Genomic DNA, 24,375 nt, shown 5'->3' on the forward strand with positions numbered 1-24,375 from the left:
GTTGTCCGGCTGCGTACAGTCTGACATGCGCCGTCGAACGGTCCTCGCGGGCAGCGGTGTCGCCCTCACGTCCCTCCTCGGTGGCTGCTTCGCGCTCTCGTCGTCCCCCGACAACCCGCCGTCGCTGCCGTCGGGGATGTCGGTCCGGGAGGCACACGTGCCCGGTGACGTACTCCCCGACTCGCGCGAGCGACGAAAGCGGATTTACGACCGCGAGACGGTCCACCGGCTGTTCACCGAGCGGGACGACGCGACCGCGTCCATCGCATCCGACCGTGCCCCCGACGACTTCCTCGCCGAGACCGACTTCGAGGAGTCGTTCCTCCTCGTCGTCCAGTACGGGACTCAGTCGGCGAAGTACCTGGAACTCGACCGGGTCGAGCGCGACGGCGACGGCCTGCGGTTCCGCGTCGTGACGCAGCTCCCGCCCAGCAACGGCAGCTACGCCGACGACCTCCAGATACACACGTTGTTCCTCGCGGTCACCGACCCGAACGCCGACGCTCCCGAGGGCCTCGCCGTCACCGTCGTCGACGACCCGTGAGCACCGCCACGAGCCCAGGGGACAACAGTAAAATACCGGACTCGCGTACATCCGGCCAACCGATGCCCTGGGAATGCGGGATCGACGGCTGCGGCGAGCGGTTCGGCACGCCCGAGGACCTCGTGGTCCACCAGAGCACCGACCACGAGCGCAGCGAGTGCCAGGTCTGTGGCGTGGTCGTCCCCGACGGCTACCTCGCAATCCGGCACGCGTTCAACGAGCACTCCCGCGCCGAGTACGTCCGGGCCTACGGCGCGAGCTCCGAGGAGGTCCGCGAGCGCGAGGAGATCAAGGAGCTCGTCGAGGAAGAGGCCGACCTCCAGACGGTCGTCGAACGGCTCGGCGGCGAGACAATCCAGTCCTGACCGCCAACGTCCCGCGATATCCGATACCTACCTCGTTAGGTAGTTCCTCTATTCCTTATCCCCTACTCGGGCAACGTGCCTGAGTCGTGGCTAGGGGGAGACGCGACTTGGGCTATCCGGACGAGTACGTCGGGACGGTCTGCCCCGGATTCGCAGCACACCACGCTAACCGGCATTTTCGCGTGGCTGCGTCGCTCCGCACGATTCTGTTGTCAGCCCGCCGAGCGTCGTGACGGAGACACGAAACCGTCGGTTCGGAGCCTGCTCACGGCGGCGAGACCGCCGTTTGCTTTCAGACGGACGCTTCGCTAGCGCTCTTTGGAGTCTGTTCGCGGGTCGCTGGCACTCGCCGTTCGCATTTCGAGGAACGTCGCTAGCGCTCAGCGTTCCTCGCTGTTCCCGTGAGAGAGCGTTAGCGAACGAACGGGAGCACGAAGAGCGCGTCAGCGCTCTTCGGAGTCCAGCACCCGGATCTGGTCGCCGCGCACGGTGACCGGAATCGGGACCGTCGCCTCGTACAGCTCGACGGTGACCTGGTCCTTGCCCTCGTCGATGCGCTGGACCTGCGCCTTCTCGCCCTTGAACGGGCCGGCGATGAGCTCGACGATGTCGCCCTCCGCGATGCCCTCGACGTCCGGCTTCGGGGAGAGGAAGTGCTCGACCTCCGTGATGTCGGACTCGCCGGGGATGACGCTGCGGGCGTGCGGGATGTCGTCGAGTACGCGCTCGATGATGTTGTAGTCCTCCGCCTCGACCATCACGTAGCTCGTCAGCGAGTCGGGTGCGAGCGCTGCGTGGATGCTCTCTTCCTCGCGATTCATTATCATGTCGGCGACCGTTCGCTCCTGGCTCGCGGTCGTCTTGACTGCGTAGATGGGCATGGTTCAGGCGGGGAGGAACCCCATGACGAGTGCGATGGTGAAGCCCAGAACGCCGACGAGCAGAATCCCTGCACCGGCGATTTTGGCGATCTGTGAGAACTCCTCGCGCGATGGTGTGCTCGCCATCTTGAGCACACGCACGTAGGAGTTGAGGTCCTTTGGAACGTTCATGGGCGACGATTCGGTATCAGCGCTTTTCTATCTATTGATGCGAGCCAACCAACCGCGGTCGGAGAATTACTCGACGAAGTCGATGTCCTGCTGGGCCGAGGGGTCGGGGTCGGCCGTCTCGTCGCCCGGCTGGCCGTAGATCTGCGGCGAGTCGACGCCGGTGACGACGATCATCGTACGCATGCTCCCCTCCAGCGTCTCGTCGATGGACGTGCCCCAGATGATGCGGGCGTCGGGGTCGATGCGGTCGTAGATCTCCTCGACTACGCCTTCGGCCTCCTCGATGCTCATGTCCGAGCCGCCGGTGACGTTGACCAGCGCCGAGGACGCACCGGAGATGTCGACGTCGAGCAGCGGCGACCGGAGCGCGGCCTTCACCGAGTCGGTTGATTTCGCGTCGGAGTCGGACTCGCCGAGGCCGATCATCGCGACGCCCCCGCGCTCCATGACGGTGCGAACGTCGGCGAAGTCGAGGTTGACGAGGCCGGGCTTCGTGATGAGCTCGGTGATGCCTTTCACGGACCGCATGAGCACCTCGTCGCTCACCTTGAACGCCTGCCGGACGGGGAGCTTGCCGACGGAGTCGAGCAGCCGGTCGTTCGGGACGACGATGACCGTGTCGCTCACGTCGCGGAGCCGTTCGAGGCCGGCTTCCGCGTTCGTCCGCCGAACCTCGCCCTCCGCCGTGAACGGCGTCGTGACGATGGCGATGGTCAGTGCGCCCGACTCGCGTGCGGCCTTGGCGACGACCGGCGCGGAGCCCGTGCCCGTGCCGCCGCCGAGGCCGGCCGTGACGAACACCATATCCGAGCCCTCGATTGATTCGTAGATCTCCTCCTGCGATTCGAGGGCTGCCTCCTCGCCGACCTGCGGAAGCGAGCCCGCGCCGCGCCCGCCCGTCTTCTGTTCGCCCATCAGTATCTTCTCGTCGGAGTCGATCTCGACGAGGTGCTGGACGTCGGTGTTCGCGGCGACGAGCTTCGCCCCGTGGATGCCCTCCTCGTGCATCCGGTTGATGGTGTTGCCACCGGCGCCACCGCAGCCGACCACGGTGATGTTCGTCTGGAGGTCCTCGAGTACGTCCTCCAGCTCGTCGTCGGTCATCTTGCCCGTTCGATGCGCCGGTTCCTCCTGGTGGGTGGCTCCCGGGAGACCACCCTCGTCGGGGGCCTCGGCCTCCCCCTCGGCCTCGTCGATAGCGTCTTCAACGATCGAATCCATCCTTAGCCCTCCTTTATATTATGCAGGTTAATTACCTTTCCCCTGGTGTCTGACGACCGTCTGACGAAATTTCCGAAACATCTAACGAATGATTACCCGGTCGGCTTCTGCAGTGAAATTATCCCAGTTCGAACCGGTCGGTTCGCTCGGTCCGGACCGCCCCGGGCTCGACCGTGCGGCCCTCGACCTCGACCGGCTGTCCGCCGGCGAGCTTGCCGAACTTCGGCCCCTCCGGCACGCCCGCCTCGTGGGCGAGCGCGGGGTCGAACGCTCGTTCCTGCGCGACGACCGCGCCATCCTCCCGCCGGACCGTCTCGTACTTCTCGGCCAGCAGCTCACAGAGGTCGTCGACGAGGGTGTCGAACTCACCCGGCGGGAACGCCGCCCGGTTGCCGACCCGGCTGCCGGCGTTCTCGGTCCCGAGCGCGACCGCGTGGGACGCGACGAGGTCGTACGTCGTCTCGCGGTCGATGGCCTGCGCAGCCGCGACCAGGTCCCCGGGCAGCTCCCGGACGGACCAGTCGTCGGCGGCGAACTGCGTCCCGAACCGGAGGCCATCGTCGACACTCGTGATGGTTTCCTCCAGCTCGGCGACCCGGTCGAGGTCACGGTCGTCGACCTCGCGCAGCCACGTCTCGCTCACGACCCGGTAGCCGAGATCCTCGATAGTGTCGACGAGCGCGGGGCGATCGCCCTCGACGAGCGCGAGCGAGGTGTCGCTGGCGGTGAACGCACGGTCGACGACCTCGCGGTGTTCCTCGGGGTGGCCCATCGCGTCGAGCGACCAGTCGCCGGCGACGTGCCCGACGGTCCAGTCGGTCTCGCGGACGACGCGTTCGAACCGCGGGACGTAGTGGCCGCTACCGAAGCCCACGACGGTCCGTTCGCAGGTCGGGTCGACTCCCGCGATGTCGAGGATTGCCCGGGCGACCGCGCGAGCACCCGCGGGGTCAGCCCACTCGGCCTCGCCGCTGCCGAGCTCGACGAACATCGACGGGACGCCGACGTCGCTCGGGCCGTGGTGGGTACACTCCATGCCGACCTCGTAGCCGTCGGGGGCGTGCCGGTCGAACGCGGACAGCAGTGCCGCCTGTGCGTTCGGGCAGGCCGCCGCCAGTGCGTCGTCTTCGCCGCCGTACTCGGCGGGGCCGAAGTTCCCCGTGAAATGGGCCGTCAGCAACGCCCCCGTGTCGCCCGAGTGTCGGGACGCGAACAGCACCAGGTCGGGGTCGTCGAACGCCGCGGCGACGCCGTCGAGGTGGAGGTGCAGCTCGTCGAAGGTCCGGAGCTCGAAGCCGTTCGTGCGGTGGACCGTCCCGCCGCCGTCGGCGTCGGCGCGGGTATCGTCGACCGTCGTGTCCCAGTCGGCGAGGTCGAGCAGGTGCTCGCCGATGTGCTCGGAGGCCGAGTCCGCACGGCTGACGACGATGCCGATCATGGCTCGGCGTTACGGGGGCGAGAACAAGTCGGTGTCGGGTCCCGGTCAGTCCGAGTGGTCGGCCGGGGTCGTGCCGGTCACCGACTCCCGGGCGGTAGCAGCCGTCGTCTGGAAGATGTCGACGAGCGCCTCGCGCCGCCGGTAGAACAGGACGACCGAGATGGCGACGTACAGCACCGTGTAGACGTGGAGCATGGCGATGCTGAACTCCTCCGCCCCGCTCTCGGTCATCGTCACGATAGCTCCGAACTCGATGACCACCTGCGAGGCGAACAGCAGGAGCAACACCACCGCCTCACGCACCGAGATATCGAAGTTCGTGATGATGGAGATGGCGAAGAGACTCTGGGCCGCCGTAATCCAGATCTCCGCGGTCTGTTTCTCGTCGAACGGGAGCGTGCCGACGCTGCCGAGTGCGAGACTGTAGACGACCGCGAGCGTCCCGATGAGCAGCGTCCACTGGTTGAGCTTCGAGGAGATGAGTGCGTTGAAGCCCGCCGTCGAGCGCGCCTTGTTCACGAGGTAGGCGACGACGATGAGCTCCGGGCTCTCGGATGCCAGTGGGGCAATCCACTGGATCATGAAGAACTCGGGGATGCCAAGCGAGAGCCCGATCTCCTCCAGCCCGTGTGCGAAGGGGTGAACGGCAGTGTAGATCATCAGACCGGAGTAGAGGAACAACGTGATAGAGGAGAGCGTCCGGTAAGCGAAGGGAAGTTGCTGCAGGTACGCCGGGACACCGACCTGTTCCTCGTGCTCCTCGACGTCACCGCGGATGATGATCGCGATGTAGCCGATGTAGATAGCGATGAGAACGAGCGTGTCGGCGATGCCGATGCCGCCGTTCAGCGGGACGAAGAACGCGACGAGGGTCGCCGCGAGCAGGAAGACGATCTCCAGTCCGAGGTCGCGGTCGAGCTTGACGTGGTTTGCGAGGAAGCCGTCCTCCTCCTGGACGGCCGGATCACTGCCGCTGCCGGCGCGGTAGACCGTGAACAGGGCGATACCGGCCCAGCCCAGACCGATGAGAATGCGGTTCGCACCAGTCATGTTCGCGACGGCGAGGTTCGCGTCGTGACAGGCCGCGGCGACGCTTCCGTCGGCAGCACCCTCGATCTGCTGGGTGGAGAACTGTGCGCACGCCTCGGCCGTCGCGCCGCCGTTGCCGGCACCGAAAGCGTAGAGCGCGTCGACCGCGTACTCGGGCGCGACCGCCAGCACGGCGAGCACGGCGATGGCGAACGCGCGGGGGACGTCCTTCTCGGCCGTCTCCGCACCCCAGGCGAGCATGAACGAGGCACCGAGGACGGAGAGTCCACTCACCGCGACTGTTCCGATGTGAGAGAGTCCAACAGCCTTCGCCCCCCCGAGGAGCACCACTCCGACCCACGGAACGGTGAGCAGGGCGGCGAAGGCAAGGGCGGCCAGCGGATGCTGGATCCGGTCCTTCAACATACCTCAACGGTTCACTATTGCGTAGGTAACGCTTGTGGTTTCAGGAGCAAAACGCGCTGGCAGTCGTTTCCACACCTCACGGTAGGAAGTCGCTCGAACGACGGGACGGCGACGCATCACTTTTGTACCGAGTCTTCGAATCCACGAGCAGAGACATGTTCGAGCGACTTCTCATCGCGGTCGACGGTAGCGACTGCGCGACACGGGCCGCCCGCGTGGGTGTAGAAGTAGCGGCGACGTACGGCGCGACGGTCGACGCCGTCGCCGCGGCTCACGACGAACTCGACGAGGACGATGCCGAGGAGGTGCTCGCCGACGTCGAAGCCATCGGCGAGGACGCCGGCGTCACGGTCTCGTCCCACGTCGTGACCGGCCGACCTGCCCGGTCCGTCGTCTCCCTCGCCGACGAGGTCGACGCGGACGCCATCGTGGTTGGCCGCCACGGGCATTCGGGCTTCCGCGAGCGGCTCCTCGGGAGCACCACCGAGCGCGTGCTCCGCAACACCGACCGCCACGTCCTGACCGTCCCGGCCGGCGGCGAGTCAGCCGACGACTACACCGACATCCTCCTCCCCACCGACGGCAGCGAGGACGCCGCCGCGGCCGCCGACCCGGCGACCGACCTCGCCAGCACCTACGGCGCGACGCTGCACGTCCTCGGCGTCGTCGACGTGGTCCGCGAGTCTGGCCCGTTCAGCGCCGGCGGCGTCGACCAGGCGTACATCGACCGGCTCCTCGACGCGGAGCGCGAGGGCGTGGACGCGCTCGCCGACGACTGTGCCGACCGCGCCGGGGACGGCCTGTCGATCGAACGCGCGGCCGTGACGGGTACCCCGAGCGAGGCCATCGTGGAGTACGTCGAGGACAATGGGGTCGACCTCGTCGTCATGAGTTCCAGCGGTCAGTCGAGCCTGACCGGGCAGCTGCTCGGAAGCACGACCGACCGCGTGCTCCGCACCATCGACGAGCCCGTCCTCGTCGTCCATCCCTGAGCCAGCTGGCCACTGACGCCGGCCGGTACCGTCGCACGAACGCTTCCAGCCCCGGACGACTTTTCACCCACGGCCGCCTCGCCTCCAGCCATGCAGGTGTTCGGACTCGTCGGCAACCCCGTCGGCCACTCGTTGTCGCCACCGATGCACGAGGCGGCGTACGAGACCCGGGACATCGACGCCCGGTACGTCACCTTCGAGCCCGCGGCGGACGACCTCGCGGCTGCCGTCGAGGGTGCACGGGCGCTCGGCGTCAGTGGACTGAACGTCACTGTCCCGTACAAGGAACGCGTCCGCGACCTCGTCGCGGTCGACGACCTCGCCGCACGCATCGGCGCGGTCAACACCGTCGACTTCGGCGGCGACGAGCCGACGGGCCACAACACCGACGCTGCCGGTGCCCGTCGCGCGCTGGAGGTACAGGGCGACGCCGACCTCGACGGTGCCGACGCCGTCGTCGTCGGCGCGGGTGGGGCCGGCCGTGCCGTCGCGCACGGCCTCGCCGACGGGGGGGCGGCCGTCGCCATCGCGAACCGGACCGAGGAGCGGGCCGTCGACCTCGCCGCCGACGTCCCGAGTGCGACCGGGCACGGGCTTGACGTGCTCCCGGGCCTGCTCGGCGATGCGACCGTCCTCGTGAACGCGACCAGCGTCGGCATGGAGGCCGACGAGACGCCGGTCCCTGCCGACGCGCTCCACGGCGACCTCGTCGTCCTCGACGCGGTGTACGCGCCACTCGAGACGCGACTTCTGCGCGACGCTGCCACTGCGGGCGCGACGACGGTCGACGGCGCGTGGATGCTACTGTATCAGGGAGCGGAGGCGTTCGAGCTGTGGACGGGCCGACGGGCTCCCGTTGCCGCCATGGACGACGCGCTACGGACACGCCTTCGAGACGACAGGTAGCGGGTTTAAGTGGCACCGACAGCTACGTACCGCCAATGGCACTGCTCAAGAAGCTGAAGTCGCTCTTCGGACTCGGCGACGGGTCGGAGCCGGAGTCGTCCCGTGACGTCGGCGTCACGGTCGAGAAGGAACGGCAGGCCGGAGCGACGGCCGAGAGCGACGACGGCGGTTCGACCGGGGAGCACGCGACCGACGAGCCGACGGACCAGGCCGCCGAGGAGACGACCGAGCCGGAACCAGCGCCCGACGTGGACGACGAACCGGACGAGGAGGAGGAGGAATCCGACCCCGTGCAGGAGATCAAGGGTATCGGCCCCGCGTACGCGGACCGCCTCGGTACCGTCGGCATCGAGACCATCGCCGACCTCGCCGACGCCGACCCGGAGGCCGTCGCCGCCGAGACCGACATCTCGGACACCCGCGTCACGGAGTGGGTCAAGCGCGCGAAGGCCCGCAGCTGAGGACCGGAACACGATTAGTTGGGCGCTGCTATCCTCCTCTCATGACTACACCCCAGGTCGTGACGGACCGCGAACCGTTCGTCGCGACCGCCGTCGACGCGCCCGCCGACGCGCGGGTCCCCGTCGAGGTGACCGTCACCGTGGCAGATCCGTTCGTCGCCTACCGACGGGCACGGACAGGCCAGTGGGATGCCTACCTCGAGACAACCGGCGGTCAGTCCGGCTGGGGTCACTTCGCGGTCGACCCGGTCGACCGGCTCACCGTCGCCCCCGACGCTCGGTCGCTCGACGGCACGTCGCCGTCGCTCGACGCGCTCGACGGCCTGCTCGGTGGAGAGTCGCTCCGGCGCGGCGACTGCGACGTGCCGTACCCGTGCGGGGCCATCGGCTGGCTCTCCTACGACATCGCCCGCGAACTCGAGTCGTTGCCCGGGGACGCCGACGACGACCGGGGGCTTCCACGGCTCCAGGTCGGCGTCTACGACCGGCTGGCCACCTGGCGCGAGCCGCGCGACGACGGGACCGAGACCACGCTCACCATCACGGCGTGCCCCCGAGTCGGCGACGACCCCGAAGCCGCCTTCGAGCACGGCCGCGAGAGGGCACTCGACCTCGCCCGGCGCGCGACCACCGGCGAGCCCGCGTACCCGGACCCGCCGGTGGACGCAGACCACGTGACATTCGAGAGCGACTGCGGCCAGGCCGCCTACGCCGACCGCGTCAGAGCTGTCCAGCGGTACGTCCACGACGGCGACACGTTCCAGGCGAACATCTCCCAGCGGCTCGTCGCACCGGCGGCCGTCCATCCGGTCCGGGCCTACGACGCGCTCCGACGCGTGAATCCGGCCCCTTACTCGGCGCTCGTCGAGTTCCCCGGCGTCGACCTCGTCAGCGCGAGCCCGGAGCTGCTGCTGGAGCGTGACGGTGACGACGTCCGGACCGAACCCATCGCCGGCACCAGACCACGCGGTGCGACCGGCGGCGAGGACGCCGACCTCGAAGCCGACCTGACGACCGACGAGAAGGAGCGTGCCGAGCACGCGATGCTGGTCGATCTTGAACGGAACGACCTCGGGAAGGTGTGTCGCTACGGCAGCGTCGACGTGGCCGAGTACCGCCGCGTCGACCGCTACGCCGAGGTGATGCACCTCGTCTCGAACGTCGTCGGCGAGCTCCGGCCGGATGCGTCACTCGCCGACGCCGTCGCGGCGGTCTTCCCCGGTGGCACCATCACCGGTGCCCCGAAGCCGCGGACCATGGCCATCATCGACGAGCTCGAATCGACCCGTCGCGGACCGTACACCGGCAGTATCGGACTGTTCGGCTTCGACGGCCGCGCGACGCTCAACATCGTCATCCGGACGCTCGTCCGTCACGGCGACGAGTACCATCTGCGGGTCGGTGCCGGCGTCGTCCACGACTCCGTCCCCGAGCGCGAGTACGCCGAGACCCTGGACAAGGCGCGGGCGCTCGTGACCGCGGTCGACGACGCACTCGGTGACAGGGCCGCTATGACCGTCGCCGAAGAGGAGGTGGCCGATGACTGAGGTGCTCGTCGTCGACAACTACGACTCCTTCGCGTACAACCTCGTCCAGTACGTCGGCGAGCTCGCGAACGACGTGGTCGTGCGTCGGAACGACACCGTCGACGTGGCCGACGTTCGCGAGCTAGACCCGGACGCCATCGTCGTCTCGCCGGGGCCAGGCACGCCAGCGGATGCAGGCGTCTCCGTCCCCATCTTCGCCGAACTCGCGTACCCGACACTCGGCGTCTGTCTCGGCCACCAGGCGCTCTGTGCGGCCAACGGGGCGGCAGTGGTGAACGCGTCCGAGGTCGTCCACGGGAAACCGTCCATCGTCCGGCACGACGGCGCCGGTATCTTCGCCGGTCTGCCCGAGCGCATCCGGGTCGGGCGGTACCACTCGCTCGCGGTCGAGCGTGACGACCTCCCCGACGGCCTGGTCGAGACGGCGGCCACGGACGACGAGCGCGACGTACTGATGGCGGTCCGCCACCGCGAGCGACCACACGTCGGCGTGCAGTTCCATCCGGAGAGCATCCTCACCGGCGCGGCGACCGAACGCGAGACGGGGCAGGCGCTCTCGCTCCGGATCGGGAAACAACTCGTTGCTAACTTCCTCGACAGATGCAGTACCACGTAGACGGCGACCTCGTCCCGGCCGAATCGGCGACCGTGAACGTCCGCGACCGCGGCTTCCAGTACGGCGATGCTGCGTTCGAGACGATGCGGGCCTACGGTGGCTCCATCTTCGAGCTGGACGCACACCTCGACCGGCTGGCTGCGACCTGCGACGAGCTCTCGCTGGACCACGGACTGGCCGACGACGACCTGCGCGACCGCATCGACGAAACGCTCGCTGCGAACGGACTCGGTGACGCCTACGTCAAGCTCTCCGTGACCCGTGGCATCCAATCAGGGAGTCTGACCGCGAAAGCCGAGGTGGACCCGACGGTGGTCGTCGTCGTGAAGCCGCTGCCACGAGGTGGGGTTGGGGGCGAGTCAGTCCCGGACGGCCCGGCGGTCGTCCAGACCACGAAGACGCGCAAACCGCCGGCGAACGCGCTCCCGCCGGGTGCGAAGACTCACAACTATCTCAACGGCATCCTCGCCCGGAACGAGCTGGTCGCCGAGGCCGACGAGGCGTTGCTCCGGGACGGGGACAGCTTCGTCGCGGAGGGCACGACGAGCAACCTGTTCTTCGTGGACGACAGCGGTCTGCACACGCCGACTGCGGAGCTGCCGCTGTTGCCGGGTATCACGCGCTCGGTCGTGATCGAACTCGCACGGGAGGAGAGCATTCCGGTGCTTCAGGGCCGGTACGAGCCGAGCGAGGTCCGCGAGGCCGACGAGGTGTTCCTCACGAACACGACGTGGGAGCTGCGGCCGGTCGCCACCATCGACGGCATCGACATCGGGGCCGGGCCGGTGACGACGCTGTTACGGCGGCGGTTCGACGCGCTGGTCGAGCGTCGCCACTACGGCGGTGAACGGCTGTCTCCCGACCCCGGGCGAGACGGTGGAGACTCGGGTGACGCCGCTACAGAGTAGGGCGAACAGGCGACGCGGTCGCTCGCGCGGCGGTGCGTCACACACCTGCCTCGGCCGCCGCGCGTCGCGTGGTCAGAACACGCTCCCCCTGCCCCCGGCTTCGTACTTAAACGCCGCCAACGTCGGTTCGCTCGACACCCGACATCTCGAGGACGAGGTCGGCACCGTACGCCGTCGAGGGCGTCTGGAATCCGGCCGGTGCGTCGCCATCGAGTGCACGTCTTGCGGTGAGCAGTGCCGTGTCCCGGGTCAACGCGTACGGGTTCGGTGTCCGGAGTCGCGAGACGACACGGTCCTCACCGTCTGTCGCTTCGCCCCAGAGTTCCCCCGAGCCCTGATCGAGCCGCTGCTCGTCGGGGCCGTCGACACGGCGGTCGACAAGCCACTTGAGGAGCTTCTGGGCCGGGGCGGTGGACAGAAGCGGGAGCAGTCTGCGGAACCTGCGGAGTCGGTCGACCGTCTTCGGGTGGGTCTCGGAGTAGACAGTCACGTTCGGGATGCCCGTCGAGTGGTAGGCCGTCACCACGTCTCCCCAGGGAATCGCCATCGCGGTGCGGTCGCCGTAGCTGAACGGTATCTGGCGGTCGTCGTGGGCGGTGGGCACCCGGACGAGGTCGCCGTCGCGGCGGACCACTCCGTCCTCGCCGATGTTCTCGACCATCGTCTTCGCCGTCCCGCGGGAGGTACCACCCAGGCCACCGAGGGCGAGTGAGAGCTCCGTCGCGGACGGGAGTCGGTCGTGGAGGTGCGCCGCGAGACAGTCCGAGGGAACCACGTCGAAGCCGACGCCGGGCAGGAGCATCACGCCGGACTCGGTCGCGCGGTCGTCGTGTTCGGCGATATCGCGGAACACCTGCCACTCGCCGGTGATGTCGAGGTAGTGAGTGCCCGTCGTGAGACAGGCTTCGACGAACGGTTCGGCAGTGTGGACGAACGGCCCAGCGCAGTTCAACACCACGTCGACCCCCTCCAGGTAGTCCGCGACTGTCGCGGAGTTTTCGGTCGTGAAGACGCGTTCGCGGCAGTCGAGCGCCGCGGCCTGTTCCTCGACCGCCTCCCGCGACCGGCCAGCGAGGATAGGGTCGATTCCCTCCGCAACCGCCTGCTCGGCGACGAGCGCGCCGGTGTACCCGTACGAGCCGTAGACGAGGAGTTCGCTCATAGCTACCATGGGTACGGCCGAGAGCATAAAGGTCGGCGGAGACCGTGGCGTTCAAACCGTCTGCACCGGTACGGCAGTGCGATGGACGAAACACGCTGCATCGCAGCGGTCGAGGATGTCCCCACCGAGTCGACCCTCCTGTTCACCGTCCGAGATCTGGACGACGACGAGGAACGGGAAGCCATCCTCCACCGACGGGACGACGGGGTCGTCGCCTGGCGCAACTACTGCCAGCACCTCACCCACATCAAGATCGACAAGGGGTCGGGTGCACCGATGCGGGACGACGAACTCGTCTGCGCGAACCACGGCGCGATGTTCGAATCTGACACGGGACAGTGTACGTACGGACCGTGCGAGGGCGCGTACCTCAACGCACTCGACGTCGTCGTCGCCGACGGGTCGGTGTACCTCGACGAGGAGGGACACGAGTTCGTCGGCCTCGGCGGTGTCGAGGCGGACGGGGCCATCGACCTGACCTCGACCTCGAACGTCGAGTTCTGACCGGGCCTCTCCGCCGGTATCCGCCGGTTGTCCCCGGCCACAAGAATCTTTACTGGTACCCGACATTGTCCGGGTGCGGTCGTGGTCTCGACCTTTCGAACTCCCCCTTTCCCCCCTTTCGAACCGTCCACCAGTCCCGACAGCCGCGCTATCGGACGGTGAACGTCGGTTCCGCGACGGCCTCGCTCTTGCATTCTGGGCAGCGCGACGGTCGGTTGAGCAGGTCGTCGAAGTCGGTGAACCCGCAGTCGCGACACTCCGGCGGTGCGACGAGCAGCTGCTCGTCGGTCGGTTCGAGCGACTGCGAGATATGCTCGACGTGGCGTATCGCCGCGCCGGCAGTCACGTCGAACTCCGTCGCGAGAACGCTCGGCGTGGCCGCCTCGGTTCGGAGCCTGTCCGTGATGCGCTGTCGCGTCGTCTCGTCTGCTTCACGCATACCGACCATTCGGACCTGCCTCGATAAACGTCTTTTCGGGCGAACCTCTCACAGAGAAAGACAAAGGACTTACTACCGGCTACAGAAACCGGGTGTATGAAAGCAGTCGTCCTTGCTGGCGGGTACGCGACGCGTCTCTGGCCGATCACGAAACATCGACCGAAGATGTTCCTCCCGGTCGGTGACTCGACCGTCATCGACCAGATCTTCGAGGAGCTCGAACGGGACGACCGCGTGGACGAGGTGTTCGTCAGCACGAACGAGCGCTTCGCCGGCGAGTTCGAGACACACCTCGCCGAGAGCGAGTTCGAGAAGCCGACGCTCTCGGTCGAGGACACCACCGAGGAGAACGAGAAGTTCGGCGTCATCGGCGCGCTCGCCCAGCTCGTCGACCGCGAGGGCGTCGACGACGACCTGCTGGTCGTCGCTGGCGACAACCTCATCAGCTTCGACGTGAGCGAGTTCGTCGACTTCTTCCAGTCGAAGGCGGCCCCGACCATCGCGGCCTACGACGTCGGCTCGAAGGACCGGGCGAAGTCCTACGGCCTGGTCGACCTCGAGGGCGACCGCGTCGTCGACTTCCAGGAGAAGCCCGACGACCCCAAGAGCACCCTCGTCTCCATCGCCTGCTACGGCTTCACTGCCGAGTCCGTCGGGCTGCTGGAGGAGTACCTTACCGGCGACAACAACCCGGACGAGCCGGGCTGGTTCGTCCAGTGGCTCCAGGCCCGCCAGCCGACGTACGCCTTCACCTTCGAGGGCGCGTGGTTCGACATCGGCACGCCCGAGTCCTACCTCGACGCGGTCGCGTGGTATCTCGACGGCGAGAACCACATCGCCGAGTCCGCAACGCTCTCCGACACCAGCCTCGGCGAGAACGTCCACATCATGGGCGACGCCGAGGTCGTCGACAGCCACGTCGACAACTCCGTCGTCTTCCCCGACGCAACCATCGTCGAGTCTGACATCCGTAACTCCATCATCGACGAGAAGACCCACCTCGACAACCTGGACCTCGCCGGCGCGCTCATCGGTGCGCACACGAAGATCACGAACGGACACTGAAATCGACGACGAGAGACGGTTGGCCGGGTCTATTGCTCCGCGCGTCCGTCATCTCGATGTACCCCCGCGTCCTTCCCGGCACCACCTTTTTCGCGTCTTACCGTCCCGCCGGTCCTACTCGATGGCAAAAAGCTGGGCCAAAAAGACCGCAGTGCAGGCCGACTGCCGAACTCACGCCAGCCGCGCGTCCGTAATCTCGATGTACCCCCGCGTCCCCTCCCACACCGTCTCGTACTCCAGTTCGATGGCGCGCTCCATGTGGGGCCCGTCGGTCACGAACGTCTCGAACTCGCCGCCCTCGCCGAGCACGTGGACGCCGTACTCGTCGTTGAGCTCCTGTAGTTCTTCGAAGGCGTCGGCGTCGAGCGTGCGCCCGAGCCAGGACTCGTCGAGGCCGTGCGCAGCGACCTGCAGGATGGTGATCTCGAAGCCGGCGTCGAGCATCGCCTCGGCGAGCTCGGCGGGGTCCTCCTGCCAGAGCGGTGCGAACACGTCGCAGCCGAGGCGGTCGGCCATCGCCTGGATGCGGGAGGTCTGGAACTCGCTCTCGACGGCGCCGGCGGTGACGCCGGCGAGCCCGCCGTCTATGTCGTCGGCGAGGTCCGTCAACGCCGCTTCGAGGGGTTCGAGCTCGGCGTCGCCCTGTTCGCCGGCGTCCTCGGCGCTGGCGGCGCCGAAGTCGTCGGGCGAGACGTTCACGTGCTCGATGCCGATGCTCTCGGCGGCCAGCGCGGTGAGCTCGGTCGCCGGGACGTGGTACATGTACGAGTCGCCCTCGGGGTGGACCGTCAGGAGGTGCGAGACCGGTAAGCCCTCCTCCAGCGCCCGGTAGACTGCCCACGAGGAGTCCTTGCCGCCGGAGAACAGCCCCACCCACGAACCGGTGTCGGTCATACCTGCCGTAGCGGCCGGGTGGGTAAACCAGCTACGAACCGTGTTCGAGCTCGGCCTCCGCTTCGGCCTCGTCGACGGCGTTCGCCGACAGCACCGAGGCGACGCGGACGCCGACCAGGGCGAGCAGGACCGCCACGACGACGAACACGGCGAGGCGCTCGCCGGCGTTGAGGACGAACGGGCCGACCGAGCTCGCACCGACGGTCACCTCGGGAACGCGGACGGGGCCGATGAACGCCGCGCGCTCGAGGAAGTACGCCGCGAACCCGCGGACGACCAGCCCGACAGAGACGAGGAGGAACGGGATGTTGATGCTCGCCCGTGGCACCTCCTCCGACCCGATGGCCTCGTCGAGCAGGCGGCCGACGCTCGCGGTGACGCCCGCCATCGCCAGCCACGGGACGGCGTCGAAGACGAACTGCATCGCCGGGATGACGACGCCCTCCGCATCGTTCAGGTTCGAGACCCCGAGCGCGCCGACGAACAGGCCGACCATCGTCAGGCCGGCGGCGACGACGTAGGTGACGACGGAGACGTTCCCGGAGTAGAGCGCAGTCTGGGTCCGCTGGGTGACGTCCTTCATCACGTCGTCGACGGCGAACCCCTTGTACAGCAGGAACAGGCCGACGACGGCGGTGATAGTCGCCGCACCGACCGCTGGCCCTCGCCAGAGTGCGAGCGCCGGGAACGCGACCAGCGCGACGCCCAGCGGCACGAGCACCGTCTGCCTGAGCTCCTCGTCGGCGAGGAACTGCTTCAGCAGGTAGTACGTCGATTCGAGGTCCCGGGCCTGCCTGACGACGACGCGGTCGACGCTGTCGACGCGGAGTCGGGACTCGACGACCGGGACGAGCCGTTCGTCCTCCGCGCTGTCGATGACGACGACCGCGGAGTCGATGTCGTGAGTCTCCAGCAGCTCGTCGAGCTGCTGCCCGACAGCGCGGTCGGCACCGACCACGGAGTCGCTCGCCCCCGAGACGACCGCCACGATGGCCTCCTCGTCGGCGTCACGGAGGTCCCGGGCCACGCGGAGGGTCTCCAGCAGCGTGTTGACGCTGGAATCTTCGGGGTCGGCGAGCCCCACGTCGGTGACCAGCGACCGAACGGCCTCCCAGCCAACGACCGGCGTCTTCAGTCCCGTCTTCCGTCCGATATCGTCGGTACGGTCGACGCAGACGACCAGGGTAGCCACTACGTGTAGGGACACACGACGGGAATAAAAATCTGCCTCCCGCTACAGTCGCAGTTCGACCTCGTCGTCGTTGCCGAGGACGCTCGCGACGCCGGCGCCAGCGGCGTACGCGACCCGGGTGGCACCGAGCATCGTCCGGGCCCGCAGCCGTCGCTGCGGTCGGAACTCCTCGACGCTGGCCGACTCGCCGAGCAGCGACTCGACGCGGGCCTCCACGTCGTCCCGCGTCCCGAGGTCGTCCACGAGACCGAGCTCGGCCGCCTCCCCGCCGAGGTAGACCCGTGCCTCGGTGTCGCGGACCGCCTCGTCGTCGAGCCCGCGGCCCTCGGCGACCACGTCGACGAACTCGTCGTACCAGCTGTCGACGAGGTTCTGGAGATAGTCGCGGTCGTCCTCGGTGAACTCCTCGAACGGGGAGCCGGCGTTCTTGTACTCGCCAGCCGTCAGTTCGTTGTACGAGACGCCGACCCGGTCGCCCAGCTCCGTGAGGTTCAGGTTCCCGAGTCGGACGCCGATGCTCCCGACGAGCGTGCCGTCGCGCGCCCACAGCTCGTCGCAGCCGCTCGCGATCCAGTAGCCGCCGCTGGCACAGAGGTCGTTCGTGTACGCCACCGTCGGCCCGTCGAAGCGCTCCGCGGCGAGCCTGATGTCGTCGCTCGGCACCACCTCGCCGCCGGGCGTGTTCAGCTTCACGAGCAGCGCCTCGACCGCCCCGTCGTCGTCCGCGCGGTCGATCTGCTCGACGATATCGTCGGCCGTCGCACCCGTCGGCGGGCTCACCAGCGAGCCGTCGCCGTCCCGGGTGATCGGCCCCTCCACGGCGACCTCAGCGACGTTGTATGCCGGGAACGCGTTCCGGGCGAACCGTCCCGACGCGACCGCGAACAGCATCGTCGTCGCCAGCGTCAGCAGCACTTCGACGGTCCCGAACCCGGTGTCCGGGAGTCGTCGGAACAGGAACAGGCCGACCAGCACGCCGAACACCGTCCCGAGCACCGTTACGACAAGCCGCCCGAACCGCGTCGTTGCGTCCATGGCCTCACCTTGGGCCAATCGGGTCAAAGCCGTTGTGCTGGTTGGTCCTCCCGTCGAGATGCGACGAGAATCGGCCAATCCCCATCGCGCGGCTGGCGAGCGGTGGGAGGGTCGACGAGCCAGGGCTGCGGCTATGGACTCGAAAAATAACGCGAAAGTAGACCGCAGAACTACCGGACCGGAATCAGAGACGACCTGCCTTCTGCAGCTTCATGAGGTCCTCGGTGTCGAGGGTCTCGCCCTCCTTGAAGCGCTGGTAGATCTCCTCGGCCTCCTCCTCGGCTTCCTTGCGCTTCTGGTCGCGGCTGGACTGCTTCTCCTCTTCCTCCTGCTTGTCGAGCTCGCGCAGGCGCTTCTGGACGCGGACGAAGTCCTCGTGGTGGCGGTCGGCCGCCTCCTGGGCCTCGACGAACTTCTCGTGCATCTCGTCGGCTTCGTCACGGATGTCGTCGGCCTCGCGGTAGGCCTCGATCATCTGGTTGTGGTGCTCCTGAGCCTTGTCCGCGAGCTCGGTGACCTTCTGGTGATGGGTCGACGCCTCGGAGCGGACCTCCTCGGCCTCCTCGACGAGCCCGTCGAGGTCGTCGTTCTGGCCCATCTTCTCCTTGCGCGACTGGTACTCCTCGCGCTTGGACTCGATCTTCTCGATGAGCTCCTTCTCCTCCTCGGAGGAGAGCACCTCGGTCTGCTGCTTGAACTCGAGGTCCTCGATCTCGCTCTCGAGCTGCTCTAGGTCCTTGCCGTCGTCGAGCTCGAGGTCGGACTTCATCTCCTCGACCTTGTCGAAGAGCTCGTTGGCCTCGGCGTTCAGGTCGTTGCGCTTCTGCTTGTGCTCCTGAACCAGCTCGTTGAGCTCGTCGCGCTTCTCGCGGTGCTCCTGTGCTTCGTCGACCTTCTCGCGAGTCTTCGCGTTGAGGTCGTCGCGCTCGGAGGCGCGCTCAGAAGCCATCTGGTTGAGGTCGTTACGTCGGTCCCGAAGCTGCCCTGCGAGCTTGATTAGCTGTCCTTTGGATTTGTTCTGCAGGTCGTCTTCGGTGAGTTCTACGTTCTTGGATGTCTCTATCGATTCTGCCATGGTTGTATTCGTACCTCGATTCCGTCCCGCGCCGGAGGGTAGGCATCGCTGTCGACTGCTGACGTCGCGGTGATAAGGTTCCGTGTCATTCTGGTCGGCGTGCGATGCTACCGGAACACCGGCGGCGTTCTGGTATCAACTACTACTACCCTGTATAATTTAAATCTGCCGGTTGCGAGAACTGCGGAAATCGGGAGACGTGGCGGGGAACACCCGTGTAAACGACTACCAAACCACCTGTTCGCGGATTATAAATGGTATCGATTTACTACGGGCGTAGTTCCCGTTTCGAGCGACAGCTCCAGCGCCGTCGCGTCGGCGGGTACCGAAACCTCGCCGGCCGCGACGCTCTCGAACGGCGGTGCCGTGACCGACATCGAACCGCCAGCATCCGAGTCACCTGCCTGGCTGCCATGGAAGGTCCAGCGAACCGTCCCCTGGACCTCCGCCGGCGCGTCGTTGAGCAGCCGTGCCTCCACCCGACCACCAGGGGCAGGGACCTCACGGAGAACTGGAACGACGGGCCGCAGCGAGGTTGCCAGCGCGTCGTACGCCGGCTTGGACTCGCCGTCCACGTCCAGCACTCCCATCCCGCCGCCGGCCCCGGCGTCTCTGAGGCAGAAGCCCGCGAGCACGTCCGCACCCTGGAGACGGAGCGTCTCTGCCACGCGCTTGAGCGTTCGGGTCTGGGTCGCCTGCGAGACAGCCGGGTCGGCACTGCCCACGACGCTGTCGTGGATCTCGCGGTCGAGCCCCGTCGGCTCCGCCCCGGCCTCCGTCAGCGACCCCGCACCGAACTCGGTGACGACCCGGGTCAGCGCCGGCACGGTCGCACAGAGCCAGTCCACCGCGTCGGCGTCACCGAACGTCCAGCCCGGGTAGAGGTGGGCCGCGTCCGGCTCCGTGCCGGGCTGCCCACACACCGGGAACGCCGGGCGGTCGGCGGGGAGCGCGTCGGCGATGCGCTCGGCCGACGCTCGTGCGTCGGTACCCGTGCCGACCCGACGCCGAAACCGCAGCCGGTCCATTCGCCCACCGCTCAGCCGCGAATCGAACGGCCGCTCCGGGTCGTCGTGGACGCCGAACAGCGCCACCGAGGGATGGTGGTCCACCGTGCTCGCGAGCGTCCGCGCGACCGTTCGCCCACGGTCCGGGTCCACGCGGACATCGCCCGAGAGCGGGCAGTCCTGCCAGACGAGCACGCCAGCCTCGTCCGCGGCCTCGTACAGCTCCGGCTGGGCGACGTGCGCGTGCAACCGAGCGAGCGTGAAGCCCGCCTCCTCGACGTGCTCGAAGTCCGCCAACAGATCGCCGCTCGGGAGCATGTTCACCCCGCGCGCCCGGACCCGCTTGCCGTTCACGCGGAGGCCGTCGTCGACGCTGTACTCGACCGACCGGAGCGCCGTCGTCCTCGTTATCTCGTGGTCGCGGAACTTCGCGCGGACGACGTACCGGTGCTGGTCGCCGTGGTTTCGCGGCCACCACAGCGACGGCTCGCGCAGCGTCAGCGTCCGTGTCACCGTGATCCGGTCGCCCGGCCCGGCTTCGACCTGCTCGCGTTCCATCGCGCCGCCCCCGCGGAACCCCTCGGGCCGCAGCGACAGCGTCACCGGCTCTGTCACCGGCTCCGTGGTGTCGACCGATACCGCCACGTCGATGGCGCCGCCGTCGTCGGTGAGCCGTGGGTTCACCACCAGATCCCGCAGGAACGCCGGCGGCCGGAGCCTGAGGTGAACACCCCACCAGATGCCGGGCACCGCGAGCGCGTCGCGCACGTGGTCCGTCTCGTACACGCCACCGAACCCGTCTTCAGGCCGATGGCACTCCACGACCAGTTCGTTCTCCGCCGCCGGTTCGAACTCGAACCTGGCGGGCGCGAAGTACTCCCGGTGGGTACCGAGCAACTCGCCGTTCAGCCACACTCGTGTGTGGCCGTACAGGCCCTGGAACTCGAGGAGGGTTCGCTGCGCCTGGGTCGACCGCGGGTCCGCGAACTGCAGGCGATAGGCGACGGCGTCCGCGCCCACGAAGCGCTCGGGTCGCCCCGGCACCGACACCGGCTCCCACGACTGCACCGCGGGTGGGCCACCGCCAACCGTGTCGGCGAGGACGCGACCACCCTCCCACTGACTCGTCATACGACCGCAATCACCGACTGTGACGGGGAAAGGTCTTCGGCCGGTTCGAGTGAGTCGTTGCGGTTCCACGGGTCCCTTGGTCGTCGCCGGTCGACGGCGTTCCGGGCCGAGAGCAAACCTGAACCACACCGACCCCGTTCCCGTCGGCCATCCGTTTCACTTTCACTTTCACCGAGGGGTTGGCTGCGCTTCATATGGGATGCGGACACAGTACCGGGTATGCTCGACCAGCTCACGGTCGCCTGCGAAGGCTGCGACCGCCCGCTCGACGGCGACCAGTTGATGCTCACGATGCGCACCGACGCCGGCACCCGCCACGCCTACGAGTGCGGCTGTGGCGCGGTCACCGTCACCGTCGTTCGCGAGGATTAAGGCCACCCGTCGGATACGGCGGCGCATGGAGGAGGTCATCCACGCCCGCGGCCACGAGAACGTCACCGCCGAGCACGCCAGCACGTTCGAGGTGACGACCGACGACTACCTCACGCCGGCGGGCGACTGCATCCTCGCCGTCGACGCCGACCGCGCCCCCGCGGACTTCGACGAGGCGTTCGTCGCAGCCTGCCGCGAGCCCGGCGCGACCATCACCTGTACCCTCCAGGTCGACGGCCACGGAGAGACCGCCGTGGGCGTCGGTCACCCCGACCTCGCGTTCGACAGCGACCGCAGCATGGTCGGGCGAACCTCCGACTACGTCGACGACCGGACTGTCATGCTCGCGAGCAGCATCTCGGCCGAGGGCTTCGACCGCGACCTCGTCGCCGCACTGGCTGCTGGTGCCGAGGTGACCGTGACCCTGGCCGTGGAGTGACTCACGTTCCGGGGAGGATGTCCCCCAGCGCCGCGCCGATGGCCATCGGCACCCAGGCCACCGCGACCGTAGCGAGCGCCAGCGTCGGCTCGCTCCACGCGACGCGCCCCCACACCGTCATCGACGCGACCGCGAACAGGAACGAACCGCCGAGCACGCCGACGAGTCGGCGGGGAACCACCCCGAAGAACGTCTGAGTAACGCGCACGTCCTGGATGTCGCTCACGTAGAGGATGCCGACGACCATCGCGACGGTGAACGCGAGCGTTCCCACGACCGAGAGCGGATGCGACGCGAGGTACGCTCCGATCTCCGCCGTCCCCCCTTCGACGAGCATCGGGATGCCGAAGAGGGCGCTGCCGAGGAGCACCTCGGCGAGGTCGCCACGCCCGAACCCATTCACGACGCGCCCGAACACGCCCACCGGCTCGACCGCGGCGGCGGTTCGCATCGCCGACGCGACCCGCTCCTGCTCTGCCGGGTCGTCGACCGTCGCCGCGAGCGCCTCCAGTTCGTCGTAGAGGTCGCCCATGTCCGGCGGTCCGTCCACACCACCGTCGCTCTCCCGCACCGACTGCGCGCCTGACTTGCTCATGTCCGTTCCCTGACGGGGCAACTACGTAACGGCGTCGCCGTCGGCGCCACGGGCGAACCGTACTTGGGCCCGTCTCCCCAACGGATACCCATGCGCGACGACGAAGACGACCGAGAACCCACCGAGAACATCTCCGGTGGCGACGATGGCGGCGGCGTCGCCGCCGAGTTCGTCCCCGACGAAGCTGCGACACGCGCCGAGGCCGTCGTCGACCGCCTCGGCGAGCGGTACTGGCAGAAGACCTACGGCGGGAAGGACGGCTTCGAGTGCCTCGTCCGAACCATCCTCAGCCAGAACACGAGCGACGTGGCGAGCCAGCCCGCCCACGACGACCTGGTGGCCCGGTACGGCCCCGTCGAGGACCTCGCCGCCAATCTCGCCGACGCCGCCCACGACGAGCTCGCCGAGACCATCTCGTCGGCCGGCCTCTACAACCAGAAGTCCGAGGTCATCCGCGACGCCGCCGCGTGGGTGCTCGACGAGTTCGGCTCCACCGGGGCGTTCGACGTGTTCGTCGCGACGGGCGACCCGGACGAGGTGCGCGAGACGCTGCTGTCGGTCTCCGGCGTCGGTCCGAAAACGGCGGACTGCGTGCTGCTGTTCGCCGGCGGCCGGGGCGGCGTCTTCCCCGTCGACACGCACGTCCACCGCATCGCCCGTCGGATGGGTCTCACACCCGCCGACGCCGACCACGAGGGGGTACGGGCGGCGCTGGAGGCCGCGGTGCCCGCCGAGAAATGTGGCTTCGGCCACACCGCCATGATCCAGTTCGGCCGCGAGTACTGCACGGCCCGCAAGCCGGCGTGTCTGGACGACCCCGATGCCTGCCCGCTCGCGGACCAGTGCGACCAGGTCGGTGTCTACCCGGAGACGGAAGAGCTCGTGGACCCGGCGGACGCGGCCGAGGCCGACTGACTACAGCGTATCCAGCACGCCGAGTACGCGTTCTTCGTTCTCCCGTCCGGGGTCGTGCTCGCTGCCGTCGCGGTCCGACTCCAGGTGGTCGTCGACGGCGGCCTGCATCGCCTCGTCGACCGGCGTCGACGTCCAGCCCAGCGCGGCGAGCTTGTTCGTGTCCAGCACGTGCGGGTAGTCGCGGTAGAGGACGTAGTCGTCGAGCGAGAGGTCGCCGGTGGCCAGCTCGCGCTCGGAGGCGTGGACGACCTCGACATCGGTGCTGACACCGTCCGCGATGAGCTCGACCATCTCCTCCAGCGTGACCATGCGCCGGTCGCCGACGTTGTAGGCCTCGCCGGGTTCGCCCTCCTCGGCGACGACGCGGAGCGCGCTCGCCACGTCCTCGACGTACGCGCGGTGCCAGACGTTCGTCCCGTCGCCCGGCACGACGACGCGGTCGTAGTTCCGCACGCGGTCGATCCAGAAGTCCAGCCGCTCCGTGTAGTCGTGCGGGCCGTAGACGATGCAGGGCCGGACAGCCATCGCGTTCACACCGTCCTCGGCCGCCGCGAACACCGCCCGGTCGCCCTCGGCCTTCCGCGGGCCGTAGCTCTCGCTGGAGTCGTCCCTCGCTTGCTCCTCGGTGCAGTCACAGAGCGCCGTCTCGTCCTCCCGCTTCGGCATGACCTCCTCGCCGTACGAGGAGCCCGAGGAGATGTAGACGTAGGCGTCCACGTCGTCGAAGACGCGACACGCCGTGCGCACGTCCCGCGGGTGGTACGCCACGCAGTCCACGACGACGTCCGGCTCGACCTCGCGTGCCGCGCCGGCGAGTTCGGCGTCGTCGGTCCGGTCGCCCTGCACGTGGGCGACGCGGTCGTCCGACTCGAAGGGGTTGTCGTGGTTGCCGCGGTTGAAGACGGTGACCTCGTAGTCGTGTTCGAGGAACTCCTCGACGGCGTGGCGGCCGATGAACCGCGTGCCGCCGATGACGAGTGCGGTGTCCATGCTCGATGGGTGGGTCGGTCGGGGGATGAACGTGGTGATTCCAGCAGGACAAGCG

Annotated in this window: 27 protein-coding genes; 13 read left to right on the forward strand and 14 right to left on the reverse strand. The window is 68.2% G+C overall.

Going from position 1 to position 24,375, the window contains the following annotated elements; genetic code table 11:
- Positions 1 to 25: 25 nt before the first annotated feature.
- Both NO978_RS07590 and NO978_RS07595 read left to right on the forward strand, forming a co-directional pair.
- Positions 26 to 544: a hypothetical protein gene (locus tag NO978_RS07590; protein WP_257298946.1), complete on the forward strand. Its 519-nt coding sequence runs from the start codon at positions 26 to 28 to the stop codon at positions 542 to 544.
- A 62-nt stretch (positions 545 to 606) separates the two neighbouring features.
- Positions 607 to 909: a C2H2-type zinc finger protein gene (locus NO978_RS07595; protein WP_257298947.1), complete on the forward strand. Its 303-nt coding sequence runs from the start codon at positions 607 to 609 to the stop codon at positions 907 to 909.
- Positions 910 to 1,352: 443 nt separating this feature from the next.
- On the opposite strand, the gene NO978_RS07600 is transcribed toward NO978_RS07595, so the two are convergent.
- From NO978_RS07600 to NO978_RS07620, 5 genes are all read right to left on the reverse strand, one after another.
- The gene (locus NO978_RS07600; RefSeq protein WP_257298948.1) at positions 1,353 to 1,790 is read right to left on the reverse strand and encodes a transcription elongation factor Spt5; all 438 of its coding nucleotides are present in this window, start codon (positions 1,788 to 1,790) and stop codon (positions 1,353 to 1,355) included.
- A 3-nt stretch (positions 1,791 to 1,793) separates the two neighbouring features.
- Positions 1,794 to 1,961: a protein translocase SEC61 complex subunit gamma gene (locus NO978_RS07605; protein ID WP_257298949.1), complete on the reverse strand. Its 168-nt coding sequence runs from the start codon at positions 1,959 to 1,961 to the stop codon at positions 1,794 to 1,796.
- Between the two features lie 66 nt (positions 1,962 to 2,027).
- Positions 2,028 to 3,182, reverse strand: coding sequence for a cell division protein FtsZ (ftsZ, locus tag NO978_RS07610; RefSeq protein ID WP_257298950.1), 1,155 nt, complete (start codon positions 3,180 to 3,182; stop codon positions 2,028 to 2,030).
- Positions 3,183 to 3,300: 118 nt separating this feature from the next.
- The gene (locus NO978_RS07615; protein WP_257298951.1) at positions 3,301 to 4,620 is read right to left on the reverse strand and encodes a D-aminoacyl-tRNA deacylase; all 1,320 of its coding nucleotides are present in this window, start codon (positions 4,618 to 4,620) and stop codon (positions 3,301 to 3,303) included.
- A gap of 45 nt (positions 4,621 to 4,665) precedes the next feature.
- On the reverse strand, positions 4,666 to 6,075 hold the full coding sequence (locus NO978_RS07620; protein WP_257298952.1) for a sodium:calcium antiporter: 1,410 nt from the start codon (positions 6,073 to 6,075) through the stop codon (positions 4,666 to 4,668).
- 155 nt (positions 6,076 to 6,230) lie between these two features.
- On the opposite strand from NO978_RS07620, the gene NO978_RS07625 reads away from it, so the two are divergent.
- From NO978_RS07625 to NO978_RS07650, 6 genes are all read left to right on the forward strand, one after another.
- A complete protein-coding gene (locus tag NO978_RS07625) occupies positions 6,231 to 7,067 on the forward strand; it encodes a universal stress protein (RefSeq protein ID WP_257298953.1) in 837 nt (278 codons plus the stop codon).
- Between the two features lie 90 nt (positions 7,068 to 7,157).
- The gene (locus tag NO978_RS07630) at positions 7,158 to 7,973 is read left to right on the forward strand and encodes a shikimate dehydrogenase (RefSeq protein WP_257298954.1); all 816 of its coding nucleotides are present in this window, start codon (positions 7,158 to 7,160) and stop codon (positions 7,971 to 7,973) included.
- Positions 7,974 to 8,008: 35 nt separating this feature from the next.
- Positions 8,009 to 8,434: a helix-hairpin-helix domain-containing protein gene (locus NO978_RS07635; RefSeq protein ID WP_257298955.1), complete on the forward strand. Its 426-nt coding sequence runs from the start codon at positions 8,009 to 8,011 to the stop codon at positions 8,432 to 8,434.
- A 41-nt stretch (positions 8,435 to 8,475) separates the two neighbouring features.
- Positions 8,476 to 9,981, forward strand: a complete 1,506-nt coding sequence (gene pabB, locus NO978_RS07640; RefSeq protein ID WP_257298956.1) for an aminodeoxychorismate synthase, component I — start codon at positions 8,476 to 8,478, stop codon at positions 9,979 to 9,981.
- Positions 9,974 to 10,597, forward strand: coding sequence for an aminodeoxychorismate/anthranilate synthase component II (locus tag NO978_RS07645; protein WP_257298957.1), 624 nt, complete (start codon positions 9,974 to 9,976; stop codon positions 10,595 to 10,597). The genes pabB and NO978_RS07645 overlap by 8 nt, the downstream gene beginning before the upstream one ends.
- Complete coding sequence (locus NO978_RS07650; RefSeq protein WP_257298958.1) at positions 10,582 to 11,505, forward strand: aminotransferase class IV; 924 nt, start codon at positions 10,582 to 10,584, stop codon at positions 11,503 to 11,505. Before NO978_RS07645 ends, NO978_RS07650 begins: the two co-directional genes overlap by 16 nt.
- A gap of 106 nt (positions 11,506 to 11,611) precedes the next feature.
- On the opposite strand, the gene NO978_RS07655 is transcribed toward NO978_RS07650, so the two are convergent.
- The gene (locus tag NO978_RS07655) at positions 11,612 to 12,667 is read right to left on the reverse strand and encodes a trans-acting enoyl reductase family protein (protein WP_257298959.1); all 1,056 of its coding nucleotides are present in this window, start codon (positions 12,665 to 12,667) and stop codon (positions 11,612 to 11,614) included.
- Positions 12,668 to 12,748: 81 nt separating this feature from the next.
- Between NO978_RS07655 and NO978_RS07660 the strand changes: the two genes are divergently transcribed.
- Positions 12,749 to 13,171, forward strand: coding sequence for a Rieske 2Fe-2S domain-containing protein (locus NO978_RS07660; protein ID WP_257298960.1), 423 nt, complete (start codon positions 12,749 to 12,751; stop codon positions 13,169 to 13,171).
- A gap of 148 nt (positions 13,172 to 13,319) precedes the next feature.
- Here the strand turns inward: NO978_RS07660 and NO978_RS07665 are convergent, their stop codons facing one another.
- Entirely contained in the window at positions 13,320 to 13,610 is a 291-nt protein-coding gene (locus tag NO978_RS07665; RefSeq protein WP_257298961.1) for a transcriptional regulator, read from the reverse strand.
- A 96-nt stretch (positions 13,611 to 13,706) separates the two neighbouring features.
- Between NO978_RS07665 and NO978_RS07670 the strand changes: the two genes are divergently transcribed.
- The gene (locus tag NO978_RS07670) at positions 13,707 to 14,675 is read left to right on the forward strand and encodes an NDP-sugar synthase (RefSeq protein WP_257298962.1); all 969 of its coding nucleotides are present in this window, start codon (positions 13,707 to 13,709) and stop codon (positions 14,673 to 14,675) included.
- A 171-nt stretch (positions 14,676 to 14,846) separates the two neighbouring features.
- On the opposite strand, the gene NO978_RS07675 is transcribed toward NO978_RS07670, so the two are convergent.
- The 5 genes from NO978_RS07675 to NO978_RS07695 form a co-directional block, all read right to left on the reverse strand.
- Complete coding sequence (locus NO978_RS07675) at positions 14,847 to 15,569, reverse strand: diphthine--ammonia ligase (RefSeq protein WP_257298963.1); 723 nt, start codon at positions 15,567 to 15,569, stop codon at positions 14,847 to 14,849.
- A 31-nt stretch (positions 15,570 to 15,600) separates the two neighbouring features.
- Positions 15,601 to 16,761 (reverse strand): DUF373 family protein, encoded by a 1,161-nt coding sequence (locus NO978_RS07680; RefSeq protein WP_257298964.1) that lies wholly within the window; start codon positions 16,759 to 16,761, stop codon positions 15,601 to 15,603.
- Positions 16,762 to 16,803: 42 nt separating this feature from the next.
- On the reverse strand, positions 16,804 to 17,796 hold the full coding sequence (sppA, locus tag NO978_RS07685; RefSeq protein ID WP_257298965.1) for a signal peptide peptidase SppA: 993 nt from the start codon (positions 17,794 to 17,796) through the stop codon (positions 16,804 to 16,806).
- 184 nt (positions 17,797 to 17,980) lie between these two features.
- A complete protein-coding gene (locus NO978_RS07690; RefSeq protein WP_257298966.1) occupies positions 17,981 to 18,871 on the reverse strand; it encodes a coiled-coil protein in 891 nt (296 codons plus the stop codon).
- A gap of 248 nt (positions 18,872 to 19,119) precedes the next feature.
- Positions 19,120 to 21,009: a hydrolase gene (locus tag NO978_RS07695; RefSeq protein WP_257298967.1), complete on the reverse strand. Its 1,890-nt coding sequence runs from the start codon at positions 21,007 to 21,009 to the stop codon at positions 19,120 to 19,122.
- 219 nt (positions 21,010 to 21,228) lie between these two features.
- Here NO978_RS07695 and NO978_RS07700 point away from each other — a divergent pair, with 219 nt between their 5' ends.
- Positions 21,229 to 21,381, forward strand: a complete 153-nt coding sequence (locus NO978_RS07700; protein ID WP_257298968.1) for a hypothetical protein — start codon at positions 21,229 to 21,231, stop codon at positions 21,379 to 21,381.
- Between the two features lie 25 nt (positions 21,382 to 21,406).
- Entirely contained in the window at positions 21,407 to 21,820 is a 414-nt protein-coding gene (locus NO978_RS07705; RefSeq protein ID WP_257298969.1) for a DUF371 domain-containing protein, read from the forward strand.
- A gap of 1 nt (position 21,821) precedes the next feature.
- Here the strand turns inward: NO978_RS07705 and NO978_RS07710 are convergent, their stop codons facing one another.
- On the reverse strand, positions 21,822 to 22,415 hold the full coding sequence (locus NO978_RS07710; RefSeq protein WP_369684120.1) for a DUF2391 family protein: 594 nt from the start codon (positions 22,413 to 22,415) through the stop codon (positions 21,822 to 21,824).
- Positions 22,416 to 22,505: 90 nt separating this feature from the next.
- Between NO978_RS07710 and nth the strand changes: the two genes are divergently transcribed.
- Positions 22,506 to 23,330 (forward strand): endonuclease III, encoded by an 825-nt coding sequence (gene nth / locus NO978_RS07715; protein ID WP_257298970.1) that lies wholly within the window; start codon positions 22,506 to 22,508, stop codon positions 23,328 to 23,330.
- Here nth and NO978_RS07720 read toward each other — a convergent pair whose 3' ends face one another.
- A complete protein-coding gene (locus tag NO978_RS07720; RefSeq protein WP_257298971.1) occupies positions 23,331 to 24,320 on the reverse strand; it encodes an NAD-dependent epimerase/dehydratase family protein in 990 nt (329 codons plus the stop codon).
- Positions 24,321 to 24,375: the final 55 nt, after the last annotated feature.

Origin of the sequence: Haloarchaeobius sp. FL176 (assembly GCF_024609245.1) — an archaeon.
Lineage (GTDB): Archaea > Halobacteriota > Halobacteria > Halobacteriales > Natrialbaceae > Haloarchaeobius.